Genomic DNA, 21,314 nt, shown 5'->3' with positions numbered 1-21,314 from the left:
GGATTGGGACCAAAGGTGATGATGGGGGACAATAGTTGAATACAACCGCACGACCAGGCAGCAAGGAGGTTCGCCATGGACGACAAGTCCACGCTCTATGAACTCGAGTTCCCGGCACCACAGCTGGCTGGTGACGAGGGTGATGGTCCGGTTCTGATCCACGCACTCGAAGGCTTCGCTGACGCCGGGCACGCCATCAAGCTGGCCGCCGATCACCTGCGCCAGAGCCTTGATTCAGAGCTGGTCGCCACGTTCTCGACCGACGAGTTGATCGATTACCGCTCGCGGCGGCCGATCATGACGTTCTCCGGCGAGCAGTTCACCGGTGTGGCGATGCACGAGCTGACCCTGCACGCCATCCGCGACAACGAGGGCAAGCCGTTCTTGCTGCTGGCCGGTTCCGAACCCGACATGCGTTGGGAACGTTTTGTGGCAGCGGTGACCGGTTTGGCCGATCAGTTCGGGGTCTCGACGGTCATCGGGCTCAATGCGATCCCGATGGGTATCCCGCACACCCGCCCCTCGACGATCACCGCACACGGCAACGACAAAGACCTGATCGAACCATTTCCCCGGTGGGGATCGGAACTCAAGATCCCGGCCAGTGCGTCGATGCTGCTCGAGCTGCGGCTCGGTGAGCATGGATTGACGACCGCGGGTCTGTCGGTTCACGTGCCGCACTATCTGGCCCAGACCGAATACCCGGCCGCCTCACACAAGCTGATCGAAAGCCTCGGTGAGGTCGCCGGACTCAATCTGCCGATGGCGGCGTTGGCCAACGCCGCGGAGAAGGTTCGGCACCAGGTCGACAACGAGATCTCCGGCAACCACGAAGTCGAGTCGGTGGTGACCGCACTGGAAACCCAGTACGACACCTTCACGCAGGCTCAGCAGGAGAAGGCGTCGTTGCTCGCTGCCGAAGGCGATCTGCCAACCGGCGACGAACTCGGCGCCGAACTCGAACGCTTCCTGGCCGATCACCTCAGCGGCGGTGGCAACCGGACCGATTCCGGCACCGAGACAGATGGCGATGAGCCCGGGGACGACGCCGGTCAGTGACGACCCCACTCGCCTTTCCGGACAGCACAGGGCCCGATCTCGACGAGTTGTATGCAGACTTCACGGCCTGGTGGTCCGCACGGGGTATCGAGCTGTACCCGCACCAAGACGAAGCACTGATCGAACTCGCCGGTGGGTCGAACGTCATCCTGTCGACGCCCACAGGCTCCGGTAAGTCCCTCGTCGCCAGTGGTGCACTGTATTTTGCTGCGGCACAGGGCAAGCGAGCGTTCTACACCGCGCCGATCAAGGCACTGGTCAGCGAAAAGTTCTTCGATCTGTGTTCACAGTTCGGGGCGGAGAACGTTGGCATGCTCACCGGCGATGCCTCGGTCAACCCCAGCGCACCCATCATCTGCGCCACCGCCGAAGTCGTTGCCAACATCGCGCTGCGCGAAGGTCCCGACTCGCCGATCGGTGTCGTGGTCATGGACGAGTTCCACTATTACGCAGAAACCGATCGCGGATGGGCCTGGCAGGTCCCGCTGATCGAGTTGACCGGTAGTCAGTTCGTGCTGATGTCGGCCACCCTCGGCGACGTCAGTTTCTTCGTCGACGACCTGAGCCGGCGTACCGGCCGGGAGACCGCCGCGATCACGGGCACCACTCGCCCTGTCCCACTTGAATACTCATATTCCACCCGCCCGGTACACGAAACGATCGAGCACCTGATCGCCAAGGACCGGGCGCCGGTGTACGTCGTCCACTTCACCCAGCTCTCGGCGATGGAACGTGCCCAGGCCCTGCTCAGTGCCAACATCTGCAGCCGCGCCGAACGTGACGCCATTGCCGCGGAGATCGGCGATTTCCGGTTCAGCACCGGCTTCGGCAAGACCCTGTCGAAGACCGTGCGGGCCGGAATCGGAATCCACCACGCCGGTATGTTGCCGCGCTACCGGCGTCTCGTCGAACGCCTTGCGCAACAGGGACTACTGCGCGTGGTGTGTGGCACCGACACCCTCGGGGTCGGGATCAACGTCCCCATCAGAACGGTGCTGTTCACCGGACTCACCAAGTTCGACGGAATCCGGCAACGACACCTGCGGGCCCGCGAGTTCCATCAGATCGCCGGGCGCGCAGGCCGGGCCGGCTTCGACATCCGCGGATTCGTGGTTGCGCAAGCACCGGACCATGACGTCGAGAACGCCCGACTGGTGGCGAAAGCCGGCGACGATCCGAAGAAGCTCAAGAAGATCCAGCGCAAGAAGGCCCCCGAAGGTTTCGTCTCCTGGAGTGAGGCAACCTTCGAGAAGCTGATCGTCGCGCCGCCGGAACCGTTGCGTTCCCGGTTCAAGGTCACGACCTCGATGTTGTTGGAAGTCATTGCCCGGCCGGGCAATTGCTTCACCTCGATGCGCCATCTCCTCGAGGACAACCACGAGACGCGGGCCCGCCAGCGCGGTCACATCCTGCGGGCGCTGAAGCTGTATCGATCACTGGTCAACAGCGGTGTGGTGCAACGCCTCGACGAACCCGACGCGTACGGCCGCATGGCGGTCCTGGCCGTCGACCTGCCGAACAACTTCGCGCTCAACAATCCCCTGTCCCCCTTTGCTCTTGCCGCCTTCGAGTTGCTCGATCCTGATTCGCCGACCTATGCGATGGACCTGATCTCGATTGTCGAATCGACCCTCGACGATCCGCGACCGGTCCTCATGGGCCAGCAGAAGGCTGCCCGCGACACAGCCATCGCGCAGATGAAGGCAGACGGCATCGAATACGAAGAGCGCATGGAGTTGCTCTCCGAGGTCACCTGGCCGCGACCGGAGCGCGAGTTCATCTTCGCGGCGTTCGATATGTACCGGCAGGGACACCCGTGGGTCATCGACACACCCCCACGCCCCAAATCGGTGTTGCGACAGATGATCGAAGAGGGCATGGACTGGGGAGACCTGATCTCCCGGTACTCCCTGGCGCGCAGCGAAGGTGTGGTCCTGCGGTACCTCACCGACTGTTACCGGACGCTGCGCCAGAGCATTCCGAATGCCGCGCGCACGGACGAGATCGACGACGTGGTCGAGTGGATCGGCGATTTGGTTCGCCGTGTCGACTCGAGCCTGCTCGACGAATGGGAACAACTCACCCACCCCGATGCCGACATCACCGGACCCACAGACCTGGCACCGCCGCCGATCGGCCGCCCCGTCAACCTGCGTGCCACCCGGGTGCATCTGCGCAACACCATGTTCCGCTTCGTGAATATGCTGTCGCGCCGCGACTGGTCCGGTCTGCAGGCAAGCTATCCCGATCTCGACTGGGCCGATGAGATGGCCGACTTCATCGACGAATACGGTCCGGTGCAAGCCGGTCCGGAAGCGCGTGGACCGGCGCTGTTCAGTTTGACCGAGGACGACGGCGAGTGGCTCGCCCGACAGGTTCTCGACGACCCGGACGGCCACCACGGATGGTCACTGCTGGCACGTTTCAGCATGCCGGAGACCGCAGACGACGAACCCGAACTCCTGGACATGGAGATCATCCCCGGCTGATCACACCCGGCCCAAACAGTCGTTGACAGCACTCTGTCATACTGACAGCATATTGTCATGAGCACATCATCAGTTGAGCCACGTACCGTTCACCTCGCCGTCTACGACACCCTCGCCGACTGGGAAACCGGTCACGCCGTTGCACACATCAACAACCCCGAGTATCAGATCCGCCCCGGCGCCTACCAGGTCCGCACGGTGGGCCCGACCACCGAGCCGATCGTGACCACCGGCGGATTGCGTATTGTTCCCGACCTCGCGCTCGCCGACCTCGATCCGGCGGCCAGCGCAATGCTGATCCTGCCCGGCGCCTCGGCGTACCTGAGCGGTGAATTGACCGAGTTCATCGACACCGCCCGCAAATTCCTCGACGCGGGTGTACCCGTGGCGGGCATCTGCGGGGCAACGGTCGCGATGGCCCAGGCCGGCCTCCTCGACGACCGGCAACACACGAGCAACGCCGCAGAGGCGCTGGCCTGGACCGAATACGCGGGCGCCGACCGCTATGTCGATGCACCGGCTGTCACGGATCGCAGCCGCCCAGGGCACCTGATCACCGCTGCCGCAATGCATCCCGTGCCCTTCGCCCGCGAAATCTTCGCCGAACTCGACCTCTACTCCCCCGAGACACTCGCCGCCTGGTTCAAGTTGTACAGCGGCGACCCGGCCGGATACCACGACCTGATGGCCGCAACCGCATGAGCGACCCGCAGTCACTGCTCAGCGACTCCGCCCTCACCGCGTTCCGGCTCAACGGCCAATTCCTGGCGGTTGCCGAAGCGCTGGCCGCGCCGGTCGGGCTCACCGCCACCAGATGGCAGGTACTGGGCGCCGTTCTGCCCGAACCACTGTCGGTCTCGGACATCGCCCGCGTCATGGGGATCACCCGGCAAAGTGTGCAGCGGACCGCGGATCTGCTCGCCGAAGCCGGTCTTGTCGCCTATCGCAGCAATCCCGCGCATCGGCGAGCCAAACTCGTCGAGGTGACCGCCGAAGGCCGCGAGGCCGTGCGCGGCATCGATCCGCAGCATGCCGAACTCGCGTTGCGCCTCAACGGAATTCTGGGCACGCAGCGCTGGAGCAAGATCGTGGCCGGGCTCCACGAATTGTCGGCGGCCCTCGAATCGCTGGAATCGCTGCCGGATTGACGAGAGCTCAGACCGGCCGCGCGGCACCGTTGCCCGACCCGACGATGGCGGCCGTGATCACCTGTGCCAGCTGGCGATACTCGACCTCACGCCCGCTGGTGGCCCGCATGACCAGCCCGATCCGGCGACCGGGCCGCGGCCGGGTGAAGCTGGCGATGGCCAGAGCCCCACGCGCAGTTTCGGTCTGAACCGCGGTCTGCGGGATGAGCGTCACGCCCAGACCTCCCTCGACGCATTGCACCGCGGTGGCCAGGGACGCCGCCCGGGTCGGTCCGACGTCGGGACGGACACCCGCGAGCCGGCAGACCTCCAATGCCTGATCGCGCAGACAGTGACCTTCGTCGAGCAGCAGCAGCGGCAGATCGGCCAGCGCGGCCGGATCCACTCGGCTTCGTCCGGCCAGCGTGTGACCGGGAGGCAACGCCAGAACGAAATCTTCGTCGTACATCGGAATCTCGATCATGCCGGTGGCATCGGCCGGCAATGCCAGCATCGCCGCGTCGATGGAATTGCGGCGCAATGCATCCAGCAATCGACTGGTCTGATCCTCGACGACCCGCAGCGTCAGGTCCGGGAGCTCGCTCGCCAGATTGCGCAGGACGCCCGGTAGCACGTACGGTGCCACCGTCGGTATCAGGCCAAGTCGCAACGTGCCTGACAACGGTCGCGCGACACCCCCGGCGGCCGCGGTGAACATATCCACCGCTTCGATTGCCGCAGCAGCCCGCGCCAATAATGCATCGCCTTCACTAGTCAAGAAGACACGCCGGGTCGAGCGTTCGACCAGCCGCAATCCCAACCCCGATTCCAGTGCCGCCAGGGCCTGTGAGAGCGAGGGTTGACTCACTCCTAAACTCTCTGCGGCAGAACCAAAATGGCGTTTATCAGCGATGGCCGCGAACGCCTTGAGGCCGGCGATCGTCGGCTGATAAGTTTGATCGGTCATGCCTATCACTATAGTGCTACTCATCACGTATCATTCTCAGTGGATTCAGGGCAGTATTAGTCACGCTGCTTTAACAGACCCCTAAGGAGAGCATTCATGCCATTGCTGACAATTGGTGATCAATTCCCCGCTTACAACCTGACGGCCGTCATCGGCGGTGACCTCTCCAAGGTTGACGCCAAGCAGCCCGACGACTACTTCACCACCGTCACCAGCGACGACTACGCGGGCAAGTGGCGGATTGTTTTCTTCTGGCCCAAGGACTTCACCTTCGTGTGCCCCACCGAGATCGCCGCTTTCGGCAAGCTCAGCGAAGAATTCGCCGATCGTGACGCCCAGGTTCTCGGTGCGTCCGTCGACAACGAGTTCGTGCACTTCCAGTGGCGCGCACAGCACGACGACCTGAAGACCCTTCCGTTCCCGATGCTTTCGGACCTCAAGCGTGAACTCGCCGAGGCCACCGGTGTTTTGAACGCCGACGGCGTTGCGGACCGCGCAACCTTCATCGTCGACCCGAACAACGAGGTCCAGTTCGTCTCGGTCACCGCAGGTTCGGTCGGCCGCAACGTCGACGAGGTCCTCCGTGTTCTCGACGCACTGCAGTCCGACGAATTGTGCGCCTGCAACTGGAAAAAGGGCGATCCCACCATCGACGCCGGCGAACTGCTGACCGCCAGCGTCTGATCGCCTGCTCGTAGAAGGAAATACAGATGAGCATTGATAATCTGAAAGAAGCACTGCCGGAGTACGCGAAGGACCTCAAGCTCAACCTGGGTTCCATCGCACGCACCACCGTCCTCAAGGAAGAGCAGCTGTGGGGCACTTTGCTGTCCACCGCGGCAGCGAGCAAGAACGCGACCGTCCTCAAGGAGATCGCCGACGAAGCTGCCGACAACCTGTCGGCGGAGGCGTACAACGCCGCCCTTGGCGCCGCATCGATCATGGGTATGAACAATGTGTTCTACCGTGGCCGCGGGTTCCTGGATGGCAAGTACGACGACCTGCGTCCCGGACTGCGGATGAACATCATCGGCAACCCCGGCGTCGAGAAGGCCAACTTCGAGTTGTGGTCCTTCGCGGTCTCGTCGATCAACGGTTGCGGCCACTGCGTCGCCGCCCACGAGAACACCCTGCGCGAAGACGGCGTCGAGCGTGAAGCGATTCTCGAATCGCTGAAGGTCGCGTCCATCATCGCAGGCGTTGCTGCAGCACTCAGTACTGCCGAGGTACTTGTCGGATAGCGAAACCTCGCTGCCACAGGCACTGACGTAACAAAAAGAGCAGGGACCCCCGACCGGGGTCCCTGCTCTTTTCGACGTTCTGCCCTCGCTACGTCAGCGCATCGGCCATCCGCGCCGCCATGTCACTGACCTGAGCACTGGTCATCACGAAGGCAGGCGAGATCTGCAGGGCGCCTTGCCCGGCCGCCCGTCCACTGACGCCATGGCGACGCAGCGCGCCGATGACCGCAGGAGCCGTCGTCGGATCAGCCAGCTGCACGGCGGCAACCGCGCCGAGGCCACTGCGGATCTCGCTGACAGCAGGCAGATCGGCCAGCGGCGCGAGCGCGATGTGCAGATCCGATTCGAGCCGTGCGGCCTCTTCGATCAGACCCTCGGATTCGATGATGTCGAGGTTGGCCATCGCCGCAGCCGCTGCGCCTGCATGTCCGCCATAGGTGTATCCGTGGCGCCACCACACGCCGCCCGCATAAAACGGTTCGGCGATCTTCGGGGCTATGAACAGCGCGCCCATCGGGACGTAACCCGACGTCAAACCCTTTGCGGTGGTGATCATGTCGGGCTCGAGCCCGAACCGGCTCGACGCAAACCAGGATCCACCGATCCGGCCGAATCCGGTGACGACCTCGTCGACGACGAACAGCACGTCGTGGTCGCGGCAGATCTGCCGAACCTCGGCCAGGTAACCCTCCGGCGGCAGGTAGATGCCACCGGCACCGATGATCGGCTCGACGAAGAACGCGGCGATGTTGTCGGCGCCGATCCGTTCGATCAGGCCCAGCAGGCTCTTGGCGTCATCCCAGTCGACGGTTGCGGCGTCGGACATGAGCTCGCCGTAGTTCTCGCGATTCGGCGGCAGGCCCGAGAGCGCAGTGCCCCCGACATGCATGCCGTGGTAGGCCTTGGTCCGGCCGACAACGATCTTCTTCTCCGGCTTGCCCATCTCGTGCCAGTACCGGCGGGCGAGTTTCACCGCCGAGTCGACCGAGTCGCTACCACCCGAGGTGAAGAACACCTTGCTCCCCGGGATCGGGGCGATCGCCGAGAGCCGGTCGGCCAGTGCGGCGGTCACATCGGAGGTGATGTCGCCGAACCCGGAATAGTGCGCCAACGTGCCGAGCTGGCGGGCAACGGCGTCCGCGATCGCGGTCCGCCCGTGTCCGACGTTGGTGAACCACAGACCGGCCGTGGAATCGATGTATTTGTTTCCGGAGGCGTCCCAGATGTAGGCGCCCTCGCCCCTGGCAACAACAAATGGTCCCGAGGCGCTCACGGCGCCCATGTCGGCAAACCCGTGCCAGAGACCGGTAGAAGAAGAAGCAGTCATGGGGTACATCATGCCTGTCCAGGTGGCGAGACGATGCCGGGACTCCGGCGACTACCATTGAGGCGATATGTCGACCGCGCCCGATCAGCCCAGCAGGCCCGCCGCGTCCGGGCAGCCCACCACATCGGGGCAGCGCCGACGCCGCGGACGTCCTTCGTCCACCAAATCCGGCTCGACCAGAACTGGATCGCGCACACCCGCCGGCCCCAGCCCCGAGGAGCTCGCACGGCGTCGCGCGCTGGTCCCGGTGCTCAAATATCCGCCGGAACTCCCGGTGTCGGCGGCGCGCGCCGAGATCGCCGCCGCGATCGAAGCGCATCAGGTTGTCGTTGTCGCCGGTGAAACCGGGTCGGGCAAGACCACGCAGCTCCCGAAGATCTGCCTGGAACTCGGCCGCGGGGTCGCGGGAAAGATCGGCCATACGCAGCCACGACGGCTCGCAGCACGGTCGGTCGCCGAACGCATCGCTGAAGAAACCGGCACCGAACTCGGCGGTGTGGTCGGCTATTCCGTCCGGTTCACCGACAAGGCGTCACGCGACACCCTGGTGAAGGTGATGACCGACGGCATCCTTCTGCGCGAACTCTCCCAGGACCGCATGCTGCGCGACTACGACACACTGATCATCGACGAGGCCCACGAACGCAGCCTCAACATCGACTTCATCCTGGGATATCTCAAACAGCTACTCCCCCGGCGTCCCGATCTGAAGGTGATCATCACCTCGGCGACCATCGAACCCGGTCGATTTGCCGATCACTTTGCCACCGAAGATCGACCCGTTCCCGTCATCGAGGTGTCCGGGCGCACCTATCCGGTCGAGATCCGTTACCGGCCACTTGTCGTCGAGGACGAGGACGAAGCCGACCTCGATCAGTTGCAGGCGATCGGCGCCGCAGTGGACGAGTTGTTCGCCGAGGGGCCCGGCGACATCCTCGTGTTCTTGCCCACCGAACGCGAGATCACCGATACCGCTGCCTCCCTCAAACACCTCGAAGCGCGTGGTGTCGAGGTGATCCCGCTGTTCGCCCGTCTGTCCGCCGCTGATCAGCACCGCGTGTTCGCCTCCCACAAGGGCCGACGGATCGTGTTGTCCACCAACGTTGCCGAGACTTCGTTGACGGTGCCGGGCATCCACTATGTGATCGACGCCGGAACCGCTCGCATGTCGCGCTATTCGACCCGCACCAAGGTTCAGAGACTGCCGATCGAGCCGATCTCGCAGGCCAGCGCCCGCCAGCGTGCCGGACGTTGTGGTCGTGTGGCCGCCGGTGTCTGCATCCGCCTCTACAGCGAAGACGACTTTCTGAGCAGGCCCGAATACACCGAGCCCGAGATCCTGCGGACCAATCTGGCCGCGGTGATCCTGAACATGACCTCGCTCGGTCTCGGCGATGTCGGCAAGTTCCCGTTTGTCGAGCCTCCCGATCCCAAGGCCATCCGCGACGGACAGCAACTTCTCGAAGAACTCGGCGCGCTCGTCCCTGCCACCCCCGACAACCCGGTACGGCAGCTGACGCCGATCGGCCGATCGCTGGCGCGGATCCCGGTGGACCCGCGTTTGGCCCGCATGCTGGTCGAGGCCGACAAGCAAGGTGTCCTGGGGCCGATGCTGGTACTCACCGCCGCACTGTCGCTACCCGATGTCCGGGAACGGCCCGCCGAACACCGGCAGGCGGCGGACGAGTCACACCGCAGATTCGCCGCAGACGGCTCCGAGTTCCTGACCCTCCTCAATCTGTGGACGTATCTCGAGGACACGCGAAAAGAGCTGTCCTCAAGCCAGTTCCGCAAACGCATGCGCCGCGAATTCCTGCACGGACTGCGCATCCGCGAGTGGCGTGATCTACATTCGCAACTCGTCCGGATCGCCCGGGATCTGGGCTGGACCGTCCCGGCGGACTTCGAGACGCCCGAATCCGATTCGGCGACGGCGGTCGCCGTCCACCAATCGGTCCTGTCGGGTCTGCTCAGCCAGATCGGCGTCCGCGAAGGAGAATCCAAAGAGTTCCTCGGGGCTCGCGGGACGAAGTTCATGATCTTCCCCGGCTCACATCTGTCGAACAAACCGCCTCGGTTCGTGATGGCGGCCGAGATCGTCGAGACCTCCCGCCTGTGGGCCCGGACCGTCGCCCGCATCGAACCCGAATGGGCCGAGCGACTGGCAGGCGATCTGGTCAAACGCCAATACAGCGAACCACATTGGTCGAGCAAACACTCTGCGGCGATGGCCTACGAAAGGGTCACGCTCTACGGCGTTCCCCTGGTCACCAGACGTCGGGTGAACTTTGGATCCATCGACCCCGAGGCAGCCCGCGAGCTGTTCATCCGCAGTGCCCTCGTCGAAGGAGACTGGCGCACCCAGCATCCGTTCTTCCATCGCAACCGGGCGTTGCTCGACGATGCCGAAGAGTCGGTGCACCGGGTCCGGCGCACCGATGTCGTGGTCGACGACGACACCCTGTTCGCGCACTACGACCGCCACGTTGGTCAAGAGGTGGTCTCGGGCAGGCACTTCGACACCTGGTGGAAAACCGCACGCAAGAAGGACCCGAACCTCCTCGATCTCGATCCCGCCGACGTTGTTTCAGGCGATCCGGCCGGTTTCCCGGACACCTGGCGCCAGGCTGATGCCACGTACGATCTCCGGTACCACTTCGAGCCCGGCGCCGAGGACGACGGCGTCAGTGTGCTGATTCCGCTGCCCCTGCTGATGCGGGCGCGGCCTTCGGGCTTCGACTGGCTGGTCCCCGGTATGCGCACCGAACTGGTCACCGAATTGATCCGCACCCTGCCGAAAACCCTTCGGCGCCAGATCGGTCCGGCGCCGGATCTGGCCTCACAAATCCTTGATGCGGTCACACCGCGTGCCAAGCCCCTGACGTCCAGCGTCGCCGCCGAACTCACCCGGCTCACCGGAGTGAGAATCGCAGCCGCCGATCTGAGGCCGACCGCACTGCCCGACCACCTGCGGATGACGTTCGTGGCGCTCAGCCCGGACGGCCAGGAGTTGGGCCACTCCAAATCGTTGACAGAGCTCCAAGAACGACTCGGCGGCAAGGCCCGCGCGGCTCTGGAGAAAGAGGCCGCGACCGAGTCGACGCCGGTGGCAACCACCTGGACAGACAAGACGTTCGGAACAATCGCGCGCTCGGTCCGCAACACTGTTGCCGGACAAGAGATCACGAGTTACCCGGCCTTGGTGCCCCGCAGAGGTGGCTTCACCGTCGCACCGATGTCGACCGAGTCCGAGCAGCGCAGCGCGATGTACAACGCCCTGATCGGACTGCTGATCAACGATGTACCTGGCCTACGGCACAACGCGACTTCTGTTCTCGGAACCGCGGAGCGGCTGGCGCTGAGCCAAAGCCCTTACCCAACCGGAGAGGCGCTGCTTGCCGATTGCGTACGAGCGGCCGTGATCGACCTGGTCCCCCCGCAGCCGGAGGTCTGGACCGCTGCCGATTACACCGCCCTGAAAAGCCATGTCGCCGGGCAGGTCACGAGCCGGGCCACGACCAAACTGCGCCAAGCCGCGGCGATCCTGACCCGGGTGGCTCCGCTGCGCACCGCCATCGCGGCCACCACGGTGGCCGACGCTGCCGACGACGTGCGGGATCAACTCGGCGATCTTGTTTTCGACGGATTCATCTCGGCCACCGGCGCCGAACACCTCCCCGAGATCCCGCGGTATCTGGATGCCGCCCTGGCCCGGCTGGAACAGCTGCCTGCCTCCGCCGCACGGGACGCCGCGTCGATGGCAGCCATCGATCGCGTAGTGGCCGCATGGACAGACCATCTGCGGATGATCCCGCCGCAGCGGCGCGATGCGGTCAGCGAGGCTGCAGGCTGGATTGTCGAGGAATTGCGCGTCGGACTGTTTGCTCAACAGCTGCGAACTGCGTACCCGATTTCAGAAAAGCGTGCCATCAAGGCAATCCGAGACTTACGGTAGCGGCGCTAGGACTTGCGGTAGTGACGCTAGGACTTGCTTGATCGGAGGTCGTCGATTTCTTTCTGGAAATCGTCCACCGAGTCGAATGACCGGTAGACAGAGGCGAACCGCAGGTATGCGACCTCGTCGAGATCGCGAAGCGGGCCGAGGATGGCCAGGCCGACCTCATTGGCCGGTACCTCCGCCGAACCTGATGCCCGCACTGCTTCTTCCACCTGCTGCGCAAGATGCTGCAATTTGTCGTCGTCGACCGAACGGCCCTGGCAGGCCCGGCGGACGCCGCGCATGACCTTCTCGCGACTGAACGGTTCCGTGACGCCGGTCCGTTTGACCACCGAGAGCACCGCGGTCTCCACCGTGGTGAAACGGCGTGCACACTGCGAACAGGCGCGGCGGCGACGGATGGCCTGCCCCTCGTCCGCCACTCGCGAATCGACTACGCGGGTGTCCTCGTTCTTGCAAAACGGGCAATGCATGCACGAATCCTCGACGGTCGACGGCCTGGGCGGAGTGACCAGACACTGTGACTCCGAGGATACCGTCCGGGATTGCAGCCCCTCCACGTCTACCTCGCGTAGACGGGCGTGACCAATGCCTGGCCCACCGACAGTGCCGAGTTGTTCATGGCGTTGAGCTCCATGATCTTCGCCACCACGGCTTCGGTCGGCATCTCGGGTGCGATGCGGGAGGCGATGGCGCCCAACGACTCCCCCGATTGGACCCGGACGACCTCGGTGCCGACGCGGGCCGGATCCGCGGACTGCTGCATGACCCCGCCGAAGAAGGTCATGAAGGCGACCACGAGCATCAGACCGACACCGGCGACCGCTGCGCCCGCCCAGGCGCGCCTGCGGGCGAAGACCATCTCGCGAGCGGTCGGTATCCGCCGCTCGGAGTTACGCGAATCGGCACACGAGACGGCCACCCGGCGCTGCGCAGGCAGACGGCGACCGGCCGGGCGTGATGTGTCCTCGGGCCGTACCGGGCGCGTGGTGCGCGTGCGGGTACCGCTCTCGGGGTGGTGAACAGGCCGAGCTGTGGCCGGCCGGATAATGGTGGTGGCTGCAGTCATGGGGTTCAGTCCTCGGTCATCGGTTCGATCCCTATTCGATCACTCGTTCGATTGAAAGAGTGTTCGATTAGTACCACGGGCCTCCGACAAAGCGCCACGCCTGATCGAACAAATGTTTGAGACTTGTGACCATTTGCACTATCTTTGTCGACATGGACCCCGCCCGACACCGCATGAACTGGAGGACCTGATGGCCGATAGAACCCAGCCCCCGACACCGGCGGACGGGACCGCGACCACTGTTGTCGCCACCGAACCACTCGCCGAGGGCTCACTGACCCCCCGCCAAAAAGCGGTTCTCGAGGTCATCCGTACCTCGGTCCGCGAGCGCGGCTACCCACCGAGCATCCGGGAGATCGGTGACGCTGTCGGCCTGACCTCGACATCGTCCGTCGCCCATCAGCTCCGCACGCTGGAACGCAAGGGTTTCCTGCAGCGCGAGAACAACCGGCCTCGCGCGGTGAACATCCAGGACACCGATCTGAATCCGGCCACAGCCGCCGGACAGGTTCAGGCACCGGACGAATCCCTGCCGACGCCGACGTTCGTCCCGGTCCTCGGCCGGATCGCGGCCGGCGGTCCGATCCTCGCCGAACAAGCTGTCGAAGACGTTTTCCCACTCCCCAAAGAGCTGGTGGGCGAAGGTTCGCTGTTCATGCTCAAGGTCGTCGGTGAATCGATGATCGACGCCGCGATCTGCGACGGCGACTGGGTGGTCGTACGCCAGCAGAATGTTGCCGACAACGGCGACATCGTGGCGGCGATGATCGACGGCGATGCCACGATCAAGACGTTCAAGCGCACCAAGGACGCCGTGTGGCTGATGCCGCACAACCCGGTGTTCGATCCCATCCCGGGTAACGATGCCGTCATCCTGGGCAAGGTCGTCACTGTGATGCGTCGGCTCTGACCTCCGAGTCGTAGGCAGATCACTCTCATACAGATCAAAGGCGGGGTGTACCGGGATATCCCGGTACACCCCGCCTTTCGAGTTCAGGGGACCACTGGGTGATCAGACCCCGAGACTACGTCCGATCACTTCCTTCATGATCTCGGTCGTCCCGCCGTAGATGGTCTGCACACGAGAGTCGAGGAATGCCTTGGCGACCGAGTATTCACGCATGTAGCCGTATCCACCGTGCAGCTGCAGACACCGGTCGACCAGGTGCACCTGATTCTCGGTGGCGTAGTACTTGGCCATCGCGGCATCCGGGACGGTCAGCTTCTTCTCGTTCAGCAGACCGATGCAGTGGTCGACGAAGACGCGGGTCGTCGTGGTCGACGTCGCCAGTTCGGCCAGCAGGAACCGGGTGTTCTGAAAGTTCCCGATCGAGCGACCAAAGGCCTTGCGGTCCTTGGTGTACTGAACGGTGGTCTCCAGCACCTGCTCCATCGCCGCCGCGGCGACAACAGCGATCGACAGGCGTTCGCGAGGCAGGTTCTGCATGAGGTAGATGAAGCCGAGGCCTTCTTCACCGAGCAGGTTCTCGGCGGGCACACGGACGTTGTCGAAACTCAGTTCGGCGGTGTCCTGCGCCTTCATGCCGACCTTGTCGAGGTTGCGGCCGCGTTCGAAGCCCTCCATGCCACGCTCGATGACCAGCAGGCTGAAACCTTTCGCGCCGGCCTCGGGGTCGGTGCGCGCGACCACGATCACCAGGTCGGCGTTGATGCCGTTGGTGATGAAGGTCTTCGATCCGTTGAGCACCCAGTGGTCGCCGTCTTTCTTGGCGTTGGTCTTGATGCCCTGCAGGTCCGAACCGGTTCCGGGCTCGGTCATGGCGATGGCGGTGATGAGCTCGCCGGAGGTGAATCCCGGAAGCCAGCGCGCCTTCTGCTCCTCGGTGGTCAGTTCCAGCAGGTACGGCGCGATGACGTCGTTGTGCAGGGTGAAGCCCAAACCGCTGTACCCACCCCTGGCGGACTCTTCGGAGACGATGGCCTGGTAGCGGAAGTCGTCGACTCCGCCGCCGCCGAACTCTTCGGGAGCGTCCACGGCCAGGAAGCCGTTCTTACCCGCTTCGATCCACACATCACGATCGACGATGTTCTGCTCTTCCCAGCGGGCGTGATACGGCGCCACATGCTGTTCGAGGAAGCTTCTGTACGAATCGCGGTACAGAAGATGTTCAGGCTCGAAAATCGTACGTTCCATCAAGGTCTCCATAACGAGGTGTCAAAACGCGGACGTGCCAGTAACTGTAACGGGATTCTACATTTTGCCCAAGGGCCTGGAGGCCTGGATTTTTAGAACAGATCAGATGCGGCGAACTCGGCCAGCTGGCTGGCCAGCGCAGAAGGCACACTGGCGACGATCTCCGTGCCATCGGCTCCGTGCTCCTCCCGCGACACATCGCCTTCGGCGTGGATGCGTGAGACCAGGTCACCCCGGGAGTACGGCACCCGGACGGTGACATGGACGTCATGCCGCGACACCAACTCGCGGACCCGCTCGAGCAGTTCCGGGATACCTTCGCCCGTGGCCGCCGAGATGAAGACCGCGTCGGGGAACAGACTGCGAAGCTGTGTCAGGACCGTCGGATCGGCGACGTCGATCTTGTTCACCACGAGAAGCTCCGGTGGTGCGGTTGCCTTCTCGTCCTGGATCACCTGATCGACGACCTTGCGCACCGCGCTGATCTGCTCGGTGGGAATCGGGTCCGAACCATCGACGATGTGCAACAGCAGATCTGCGTCGATGACCTCTTCCAGGGTCGAACGGAACGCCTCGACCAGCTGGGTGGGCAGGTGCCGGACAAATCCGACGGTGTCGGTGACCACGATTTCTCGACCGTCGTCGAGGGACATCTTCCGGGTTGTCGGATCGAGGGTGGCGAACAGCGCATTCTGCACCAGCACACCTGATCCGGTCATCGCGTTGATCAGACTGGACTTGCCCGCGTTGGTGTAACCGACGATCGTGACCGATGCGACAGCGGACTCTTTCCGCTTGGTGCGCTTGGTGTTTCGCGACGTCTTCATCTCACGGATCTCGCGGCGCAACTTCGCCATCCGCTCGCGGATACGGCGGCGGTCCGTCTCGATCTTCGTCTCACCGGGACCACGCAGACCCACGCCACCGTTGCTGCCCGCCCGGCCACCGGCCTGACGGGACATCGATTCACCCCAACCGCGAAGACGCGGCAGCATGTATTCCATCTGGGCCAACGCGACCTGAGCCTTGCCCTCGCGCGACGTGGCGTGCTGGGCGAAGATGTCGAGGATAAGGGCGGTGCGGTCGATGACCTTGACCTTCACCACCTTCTCCAGCGCGGTGAGCTGTGCGGGCGTCAGTTCACCATCGCAGATGACGGTGTCGGCACCGGTGGCCTCGACGATGTCGCGAAGTTCATGGGATTTGCCCGATCCGATGTAGGTGGCCGGATCCGGCTTGTCCCGACGTTGGATGAGACCTTCGAGCACCTCGGACCCGGCGGTCTCGGCCAGGGCCTTGAGTTCGGCAAGACTCGATTCCGCCTGGGCGGTGGTGCTTCCCTGCAGCCAGACACCGACCAGAACGACCCGTTCGAGGCGAAGCTGCCGGTATTCGACCTCGGTGACGTCGGTGAGTTCGGTGGACAGACCTGCAACCCGTCGCAACGACGCACGATCGTCGAGTTGCATGTCGCCGATCGTCGGACCCTTGTGGAAGTTCGGCAGGTGAACCTCCGGGGCGCGTGGCGCTCGGGCTTTCGACTCCGGAAAGTCTGAGTCGGGGCCGTCTGCGTCGGGGCCGTCCGAGTAGGGGGTATTCGGATCGGCTTCGTTCGCGTCGGCTTCGTTCGCGTCGGCTTTGTTCGAGTCGGGTTCGTGTTCAGTCATGAGATGAACATCGTGACATTCGGACAGGTCTGCTGCATAACGGATTTAACGCCACCCTGCGTTGAGCATTCCGGCACCGACCAAGACCGAGGGTCCACGGAGCTCGTTGTCGTTCTCACCGACAGTGACGGTCACCGCACCACCGGGAACGTTCACGACCACCGCACCGGTGCTCCGCCCGACCGACCGCAAAGCCGCATTTGCCGCCGCGACGGTGCCGGTGCCGCAGCTGCGGGTCTCTCCCACACCGCGCTCGTGCACCCGCATCGACACCTCACCGACCACCGCGTCGTCGGCCGACTCGGCCAGCGGTGTCATCAGCTCGATGTTGACGCCTTCGGGAAAGTCGTTGTGGTCGAAGGCAATCGGCGCGGTGAGGTCGATGTTCCTCAAACGCTCGAGAGTGAGGCCCTCGACAACGCAGGCCAGATGAGGATTGCCGACGTTGACCGACAAACCCGAATACGTCTGGTCTCCGATGGTGGCCTTGCTTTCGACGCCGGCGCGGGCCCGGCCCATCAGGACACTGACGTCGGCCGAGGATTCGGTCAGATGGTGGACGGTCACTTCGCGCCCACCTGCGCGCGAGCCGACCGTGAAGGTCCGCCCGGTCACCAGATCGTGTGCGGCGAGGTAGTGCGCAAAAACCCGCACCCCGTTGCCACACATCTCTGCAACCGATCCGTCACCGTTGCGGTAATCCATGAACCAGTCATCCCCGGCGACGCCGGGTGGGAGCACCTCGAGGACTCCGGCACCGAGCAGTGCGCCTGCAGTGGCCACTCGGAGCACACCATCAGCACCGATACCACGGTGGCGATCACAGAGTGCCGACACGAAATCGGGTGTCAGATCCAGTTGCACCCCGGCATCGGGCAACAGCACGAAGTCGTTCTCCGTGCCGTGCCCCTTCACAAAATCAACACGCCCGAACATTTCGTCAAGACTACCCGTCCTGGGGTCTGTCCGGTTCTCACCTGCCTGCGGCGCGTAACGCCTGACCGAGCAGATCGGGTGTCGCCGCATCGAGCCAGTGCACCCGCGGGTCGCGCCGGAACCACGACCGCTGCCTGCGCACGTAGCGGCGGGTGCCGATGAACGTCAGTTCCTGCGCCTGTGCGAGGTCGTATTCGCCGTCGAGGGCGGCGATCACCTGCGAATATCCGATCGCCCGCGCCGCGGTGACACCCTCGCGCAGGCCCTGCGACAACAGCGCCTGCACCTCATCGACAAACCCCTGCGAAAACATCTGTTCGGTCCGCGACGCGATGCGGTCGTCGAGCTCTGCGGTATCGCGATCAAGCGCGATGATGGTTGTGTCCCAACGTGGTTCACCGATTGTCGGTGCCGAGGCGGCAAACGGTTGCCCGGTCAGCTCCACCACCTCCAGCGCGCGCACGATGCGCCTGCCGTCGGTGTCGAGGATGTTGCGGGCGGCTTCGGGATCGACCGTGCCCAGCTGATCGTGCAGCGCCAGTGAACCCAGCCGTTCCAGGTCGGCCTCGTAGCGCCCGCGGATCTCCGGATCGGTCGCCGGAAACTTCCAGTCGTCGAGCAATGCCTGGATGTACATCATCGACCCACCGACCACGACCGGTGTGCGACCCTGCGCCAGCAGCGCCTCGACGTCGGCCCGCGCCGCCTGCTGGTAGCGCGCGACGGTCGCGGTCTCGGTGACCTCGAGGACGTCGATCTGATGGTGAACGATGCCGCGGCGCTCGCCGGCCGGCACCTTTGCGGTGCCGATGTCCATCCCCTTGTACTGCTGCATCGCGTCGATGTTCACGATGTCGCCACCGAGTGCTTCGGCGATGTCGAGTGCCAGATCAGATTTGCCACTGGCCGTGGGACCGATCACGGCAATCGGGGTCACCATGCGGGGTCCCCAGGCGTCAGGTCCCCCGGTGTCAGATCCCATAGGGCGACGCTATATCCGACACCGAACGGCGCTCCGGCATAACGCAATTCGGGTGTGACCGCAAAACCCTGCGTCGCTGCCGCGGCGACCTGCCACGGGCCCCGACCATCGACACCGAAGATCTCGCACTCCGGCTGCCCGAGGGCGGCAAGTGCGGCGCGGTCCCCCGAACCGAGGGCGCTGTCGATGCCGTCCTGGAACGCCTCGGAGCCATCGGCGACGCCACCGGGAGCCTTGGGGCCGAGCGTATTGGCCCCGTCGGCCACCACCAGCAGTCCCACCGGGTACGGCCGCGTCGCCAGATAGCGGGCCAGCGTGTGCCCCTGCTGCGCGCAGGCCGATGGACCACTCGAGCTGAACACCAATTCGGTGGTCATCCGGACCTCCGGATCGACCTCATTGCGAAGCCATCCGCCGATCAACAACGACAGATCCATCTCCGGGTCGGCCGGGCCGGTCGCCTCGGGGGCCAGATCCACCTGAATGTCCACCCCGAAGCCGATAAAGCTCCCTCGCGGCGCGATCGGCTTCGCCGGATCGCCCGCTCCGACGATCACCCAATCGCGACACCGAACGGCCAGATCTGCACATACCTGCAGCGTCGCGGCCCGAACAGGCACCAACTCCGGCACCTGCGACCCGGACAGTTCGGGCACCAGAGCGGGTGCGGAGGGCACAAAGGCGGTAGCGATCAACACTTGCGCAACGCTAGTCGACCGGCCGCAGGGCGCACTGCCGACGCCATCGCAACCGGGGATCCGCCGGTCATTTGTCGGCGACTGTCCCCACCCGTGCCGGTGACCTGCTTCAATGGGTGTGGGCGGTGGAGGTGAATCACCGTCGGCATCAGATGTGACTGGCAGCCGTGTCGCGCGGCAGGGATAAGGAATGACATGACCGACCACACGCCGCAGCCGGCAGCCACCGACAACCCCACCCCGTCTCCGGGCCCGAAACCGGGTCCCAAGCCGGGCCCCCGGCCCGGTCCGCGGCCCGGCCATCATCCGCCGGCCCATCCTCATCCCGCACCCGTCGAGCCCGGTAGGCAGGCTTCCGATCCGTCCGAGTTCGGACGCATCGACGATGACGGTGCGGTGTGGCTGAAGAACTCCGCCGGAGAGCACCAGATCGCCTCCTGGCAGGCCGGCACCGCCGCCGAGGGTCTCGCCCACTTCGGACGCCGCTTCGACGACCTGGTCGTCGAGGTCGAACTGCTCGAGGAGCGACTCGACGCCGGCACAGGCGATCCGCGTAAGACCAAGGTCGGCGCCGCAGCACTACTCGAATCGCTTCCGACCGCAGCGGTCATCGGTGATGTCGACGCTGTCGCGGTTCGCCTGCAGGCCATCATCGATTGGGCCGAAGGCGCTGCCGAAAAGGTCAAGCACGAACGGGACGAATCCCGGGCCAAGGCCGTCGCCCGCAAAAACGAGCTGGCCGAAGAGGCCGAGTCCATCGGCGCCGAATCCACGCAGTGGAAGGTCGCAGGCGACCGGATGCGTCAGATTCTCGACGAGTGGAAGACCATCAAGGGTGTCGATCGCAAGACCGATGACCTGTTGTGGAAGCGCTACTCAAAGGCCCGCGACACCTTCAACAGGCGGCGCGGTGCCCACTTCGCCGAGATGGACCGCGAGCGCGCAGGCGCGCGGTCCCGCAAAGAGGAGCTGATCGCAGAGGCCGAGGGGCTCTCGTCCTCCACCGAGTGGACCGACACCGCGGCAAAGTTCCGCGATCTACTCACCCAGTGGAAAGCCGCAGGCCGCGCACCCCGCGATCAGGACGACGCACTGTGGGCCCGGTTCAAAGCCGCCCAGGACGTGTTCTTCAGCGCCCGCAACGCGGCATCGTCAGAACGCGATGCAGAGTTCGAGGAGAACGCCGCGGCAAAGATCGAACTCCTCGTCCGTGCCGAGAAAACGATCGATCCCGATGGTGATCTCGAGGCCGCTCGTCGTGACTTCCGCTCGATCCGGGATCAGTGGGACGAGATCGGTAAGGTTCCCCGCGACCAGATGCACTCCCTCGAAGCCCGGATCAAGGCCGTGGAGAAACGTATCCGCGATGCCGAGTCCGCACAGTGGGAGCGCACCGATCCGGCCGTGAAGGCCCGCGCCCAGCAGTTCGCCGACCGCGTTGCCCAGCTCGAAGATCAGGCAGCCAAGGCAGAGGCGAACGGCAAGGCCAAGGACGCCCGCAAGCTCCGCGAGCAGGCCGAGCAGTGGCGTGAATGGGCCAGCGCGGCCGAGGGTGCGATCAACGACTGACCTTCATACAGATACAAAAATGACCGGGCCGATGGCCCGGTCATTTTTTGTACGATCGGTACTTCAACGC

At 64.5% G+C, this 21,314-nt stretch carries 18 protein-coding genes; 9 read left to right on the top strand and 9 right to left on the bottom strand.

The genetic code is table 11. The features are described 5' to 3' along the window. The first annotated feature begins 75 nt into the window (after positions 1-75). The 4 genes from AC1TPF_RS17365 to AC1TPF_RS17350 are packed head-to-tail and all read left to right on the top strand — an operon-like array spanning position 76 to position 4,696. Positions 76-1,059, top strand: a complete 984-nt coding sequence (locus AC1TPF_RS17365; protein ID WP_482139231.1) for a proteasome assembly chaperone family protein — start codon at positions 76-78, stop codon at positions 1,057-1,059. Then, positions 1,056-3,548, top strand: coding sequence for a DEAD/DEAH box helicase (locus AC1TPF_RS17360; protein WP_482139230.1), 2,493 nt, complete (start codon positions 1,056-1,058; stop codon positions 3,546-3,548). The genes AC1TPF_RS17365 and AC1TPF_RS17360 overlap by 4 nt, the downstream gene beginning before the upstream one ends. Positions 3,549-3,605: 57 nt before the next feature. Further along, the gene (locus AC1TPF_RS17355; RefSeq protein ID WP_482144841.1) at positions 3,606-4,250 is read left to right on the top strand and encodes a DJ-1/PfpI family protein; all 645 of its coding nucleotides are present in this window, start codon (positions 3,606-3,608) and stop codon (positions 4,248-4,250) included. Further along, the gene (locus tag AC1TPF_RS17350; RefSeq protein ID WP_482144840.1) at positions 4,247-4,696 is read left to right on the top strand and encodes a MarR family winged helix-turn-helix transcriptional regulator; all 450 of its coding nucleotides are present in this window, start codon (positions 4,247-4,249) and stop codon (positions 4,694-4,696) included. Before AC1TPF_RS17355 ends, AC1TPF_RS17350 begins: the two co-directional genes overlap by 4 nt. Positions 4,697-4,703: 7 nt before the next feature. On the opposite strand, the gene AC1TPF_RS17345 is transcribed toward AC1TPF_RS17350, so the two are convergent. Further along, positions 4,704-5,642 (bottom strand): hydrogen peroxide-inducible genes activator, encoded by a 939-nt coding sequence (locus tag AC1TPF_RS17345; protein WP_482144839.1) that lies wholly within the window; start codon positions 5,640-5,642, stop codon positions 4,704-4,706. A gap of 96 nt (positions 5,643-5,738) precedes the next feature. Between AC1TPF_RS17345 and AC1TPF_RS17340 the strand changes: the two genes are divergently transcribed. Together AC1TPF_RS17340 and AC1TPF_RS17335 are read left to right on the top strand one after the other, a co-directional pair. Then, complete coding sequence (locus AC1TPF_RS17340) at positions 5,739-6,326, top strand: peroxiredoxin (RefSeq protein ID WP_482139226.1); 588 nt, start codon at positions 5,739-5,741, stop codon at positions 6,324-6,326. A gap of 26 nt (positions 6,327-6,352) precedes the next feature. Then, positions 6,353-6,883 carry an alkyl hydroperoxide reductase gene (locus AC1TPF_RS17335; protein ID WP_482144838.1) on the top strand — a complete coding sequence of 177 codons (531 nt, stop codon included), beginning with the start codon at positions 6,353-6,355 and terminating at the stop codon, positions 6,881-6,883. Between the two features lie 88 nt (positions 6,884-6,971). Here the strand turns inward: AC1TPF_RS17335 and AC1TPF_RS17330 are convergent, their stop codons facing one another. Next, on the bottom strand, positions 6,972-8,210 hold the full coding sequence (locus AC1TPF_RS17330) for an aminotransferase family protein (RefSeq protein ID WP_482144837.1): 1,239 nt from the start codon (positions 8,208-8,210) through the stop codon (positions 6,972-6,974). A gap of 67 nt (positions 8,211-8,277) precedes the next feature. On the opposite strand from AC1TPF_RS17330, the gene hrpA reads away from it, so the two are divergent. Beyond that, positions 8,278-12,165 (top strand): ATP-dependent RNA helicase HrpA, encoded by a 3,888-nt coding sequence (gene hrpA / locus AC1TPF_RS17325; RefSeq protein WP_482144836.1) that lies wholly within the window; start codon positions 8,278-8,280, stop codon positions 12,163-12,165. Between the two features lie 26 nt (positions 12,166-12,191). Here hrpA and nrdR read toward each other — a convergent pair whose 3' ends face one another. After that, the gene (gene nrdR, locus AC1TPF_RS17320; RefSeq protein WP_482139222.1) at positions 12,192-12,641 is read right to left on the bottom strand and encodes a transcriptional regulator NrdR; all 450 of its coding nucleotides are present in this window, start codon (positions 12,639-12,641) and stop codon (positions 12,192-12,194) included. An 89-nt stretch (positions 12,642-12,730) separates the two neighbouring features. After that, complete coding sequence (locus AC1TPF_RS17315; RefSeq protein WP_482139221.1) at positions 12,731-13,237, bottom strand: LysM peptidoglycan-binding domain-containing protein; 507 nt, start codon at positions 13,235-13,237, stop codon at positions 12,731-12,733. Positions 13,238-13,427: 190 nt separating this feature from the next. Between AC1TPF_RS17315 and lexA the strand changes: the two genes are divergently transcribed. Then, entirely contained in the window at positions 13,428-14,147 is a 720-nt protein-coding gene (lexA, locus tag AC1TPF_RS17310) for a transcriptional repressor LexA (protein WP_482139220.1), read from the top strand. Positions 14,148-14,249: 102 nt separating this feature from the next. Here lexA and AC1TPF_RS17305 read toward each other — a convergent pair whose 3' ends face one another. The 5 genes from AC1TPF_RS17305 to AC1TPF_RS17285 form a co-directional block, all read right to left on the bottom strand. After that, entirely contained in the window at positions 14,250-15,392 is a 1,143-nt protein-coding gene (locus AC1TPF_RS17305; RefSeq protein WP_482139219.1) for an acyl-CoA dehydrogenase family protein, read from the bottom strand. Positions 15,393-15,484: 92 nt separating this feature from the next. Further along, complete coding sequence (gene hflX / locus AC1TPF_RS17300) at positions 15,485-16,861, bottom strand: GTPase HflX (protein ID WP_482139890.1); 1,377 nt, start codon at positions 16,859-16,861, stop codon at positions 15,485-15,487. A 243-nt stretch (positions 16,862-17,104) separates the two neighbouring features. Next, complete coding sequence (gene dapF / locus AC1TPF_RS17295; protein WP_482144835.1) at positions 17,105-17,995, bottom strand: diaminopimelate epimerase; 891 nt, start codon at positions 17,993-17,995, stop codon at positions 17,105-17,107. 37 nt (positions 17,996-18,032) lie between these two features. Beyond that, positions 18,033-18,977 carry a tRNA (adenosine(37)-N6)-dimethylallyltransferase MiaA gene (gene miaA / locus AC1TPF_RS17290; protein WP_482139216.1) on the bottom strand — a complete coding sequence of 315 codons (945 nt, stop codon included), beginning with the start codon at positions 18,975-18,977 and terminating at the stop codon, positions 18,033-18,035. Next, positions 18,929-19,675, bottom strand: a complete 747-nt coding sequence (locus AC1TPF_RS17285; RefSeq protein ID WP_482144834.1) for a class III extradiol ring-cleavage dioxygenase family protein — start codon at positions 19,673-19,675, stop codon at positions 18,929-18,931. The genes miaA and AC1TPF_RS17285 overlap by 49 nt, the downstream gene beginning before the upstream one ends. A gap of 195 nt (positions 19,676-19,870) precedes the next feature. On the opposite strand from AC1TPF_RS17285, the gene AC1TPF_RS17280 reads away from it, so the two are divergent. Further along, a complete protein-coding gene (locus tag AC1TPF_RS17280) occupies positions 19,871-21,244 on the top strand; it encodes a DUF349 domain-containing protein (RefSeq protein ID WP_482139212.1) in 1,374 nt (457 codons plus the stop codon). Positions 21,245-21,314 lie beyond the last annotated feature (70 nt).

Source organism: Williamsia sp. Y853 (assembly GCF_056786495.1).
Note: the sequence above shows the minus strand (reverse complement) of the source record. Positions and strands in the feature narration are given on the sequence as shown.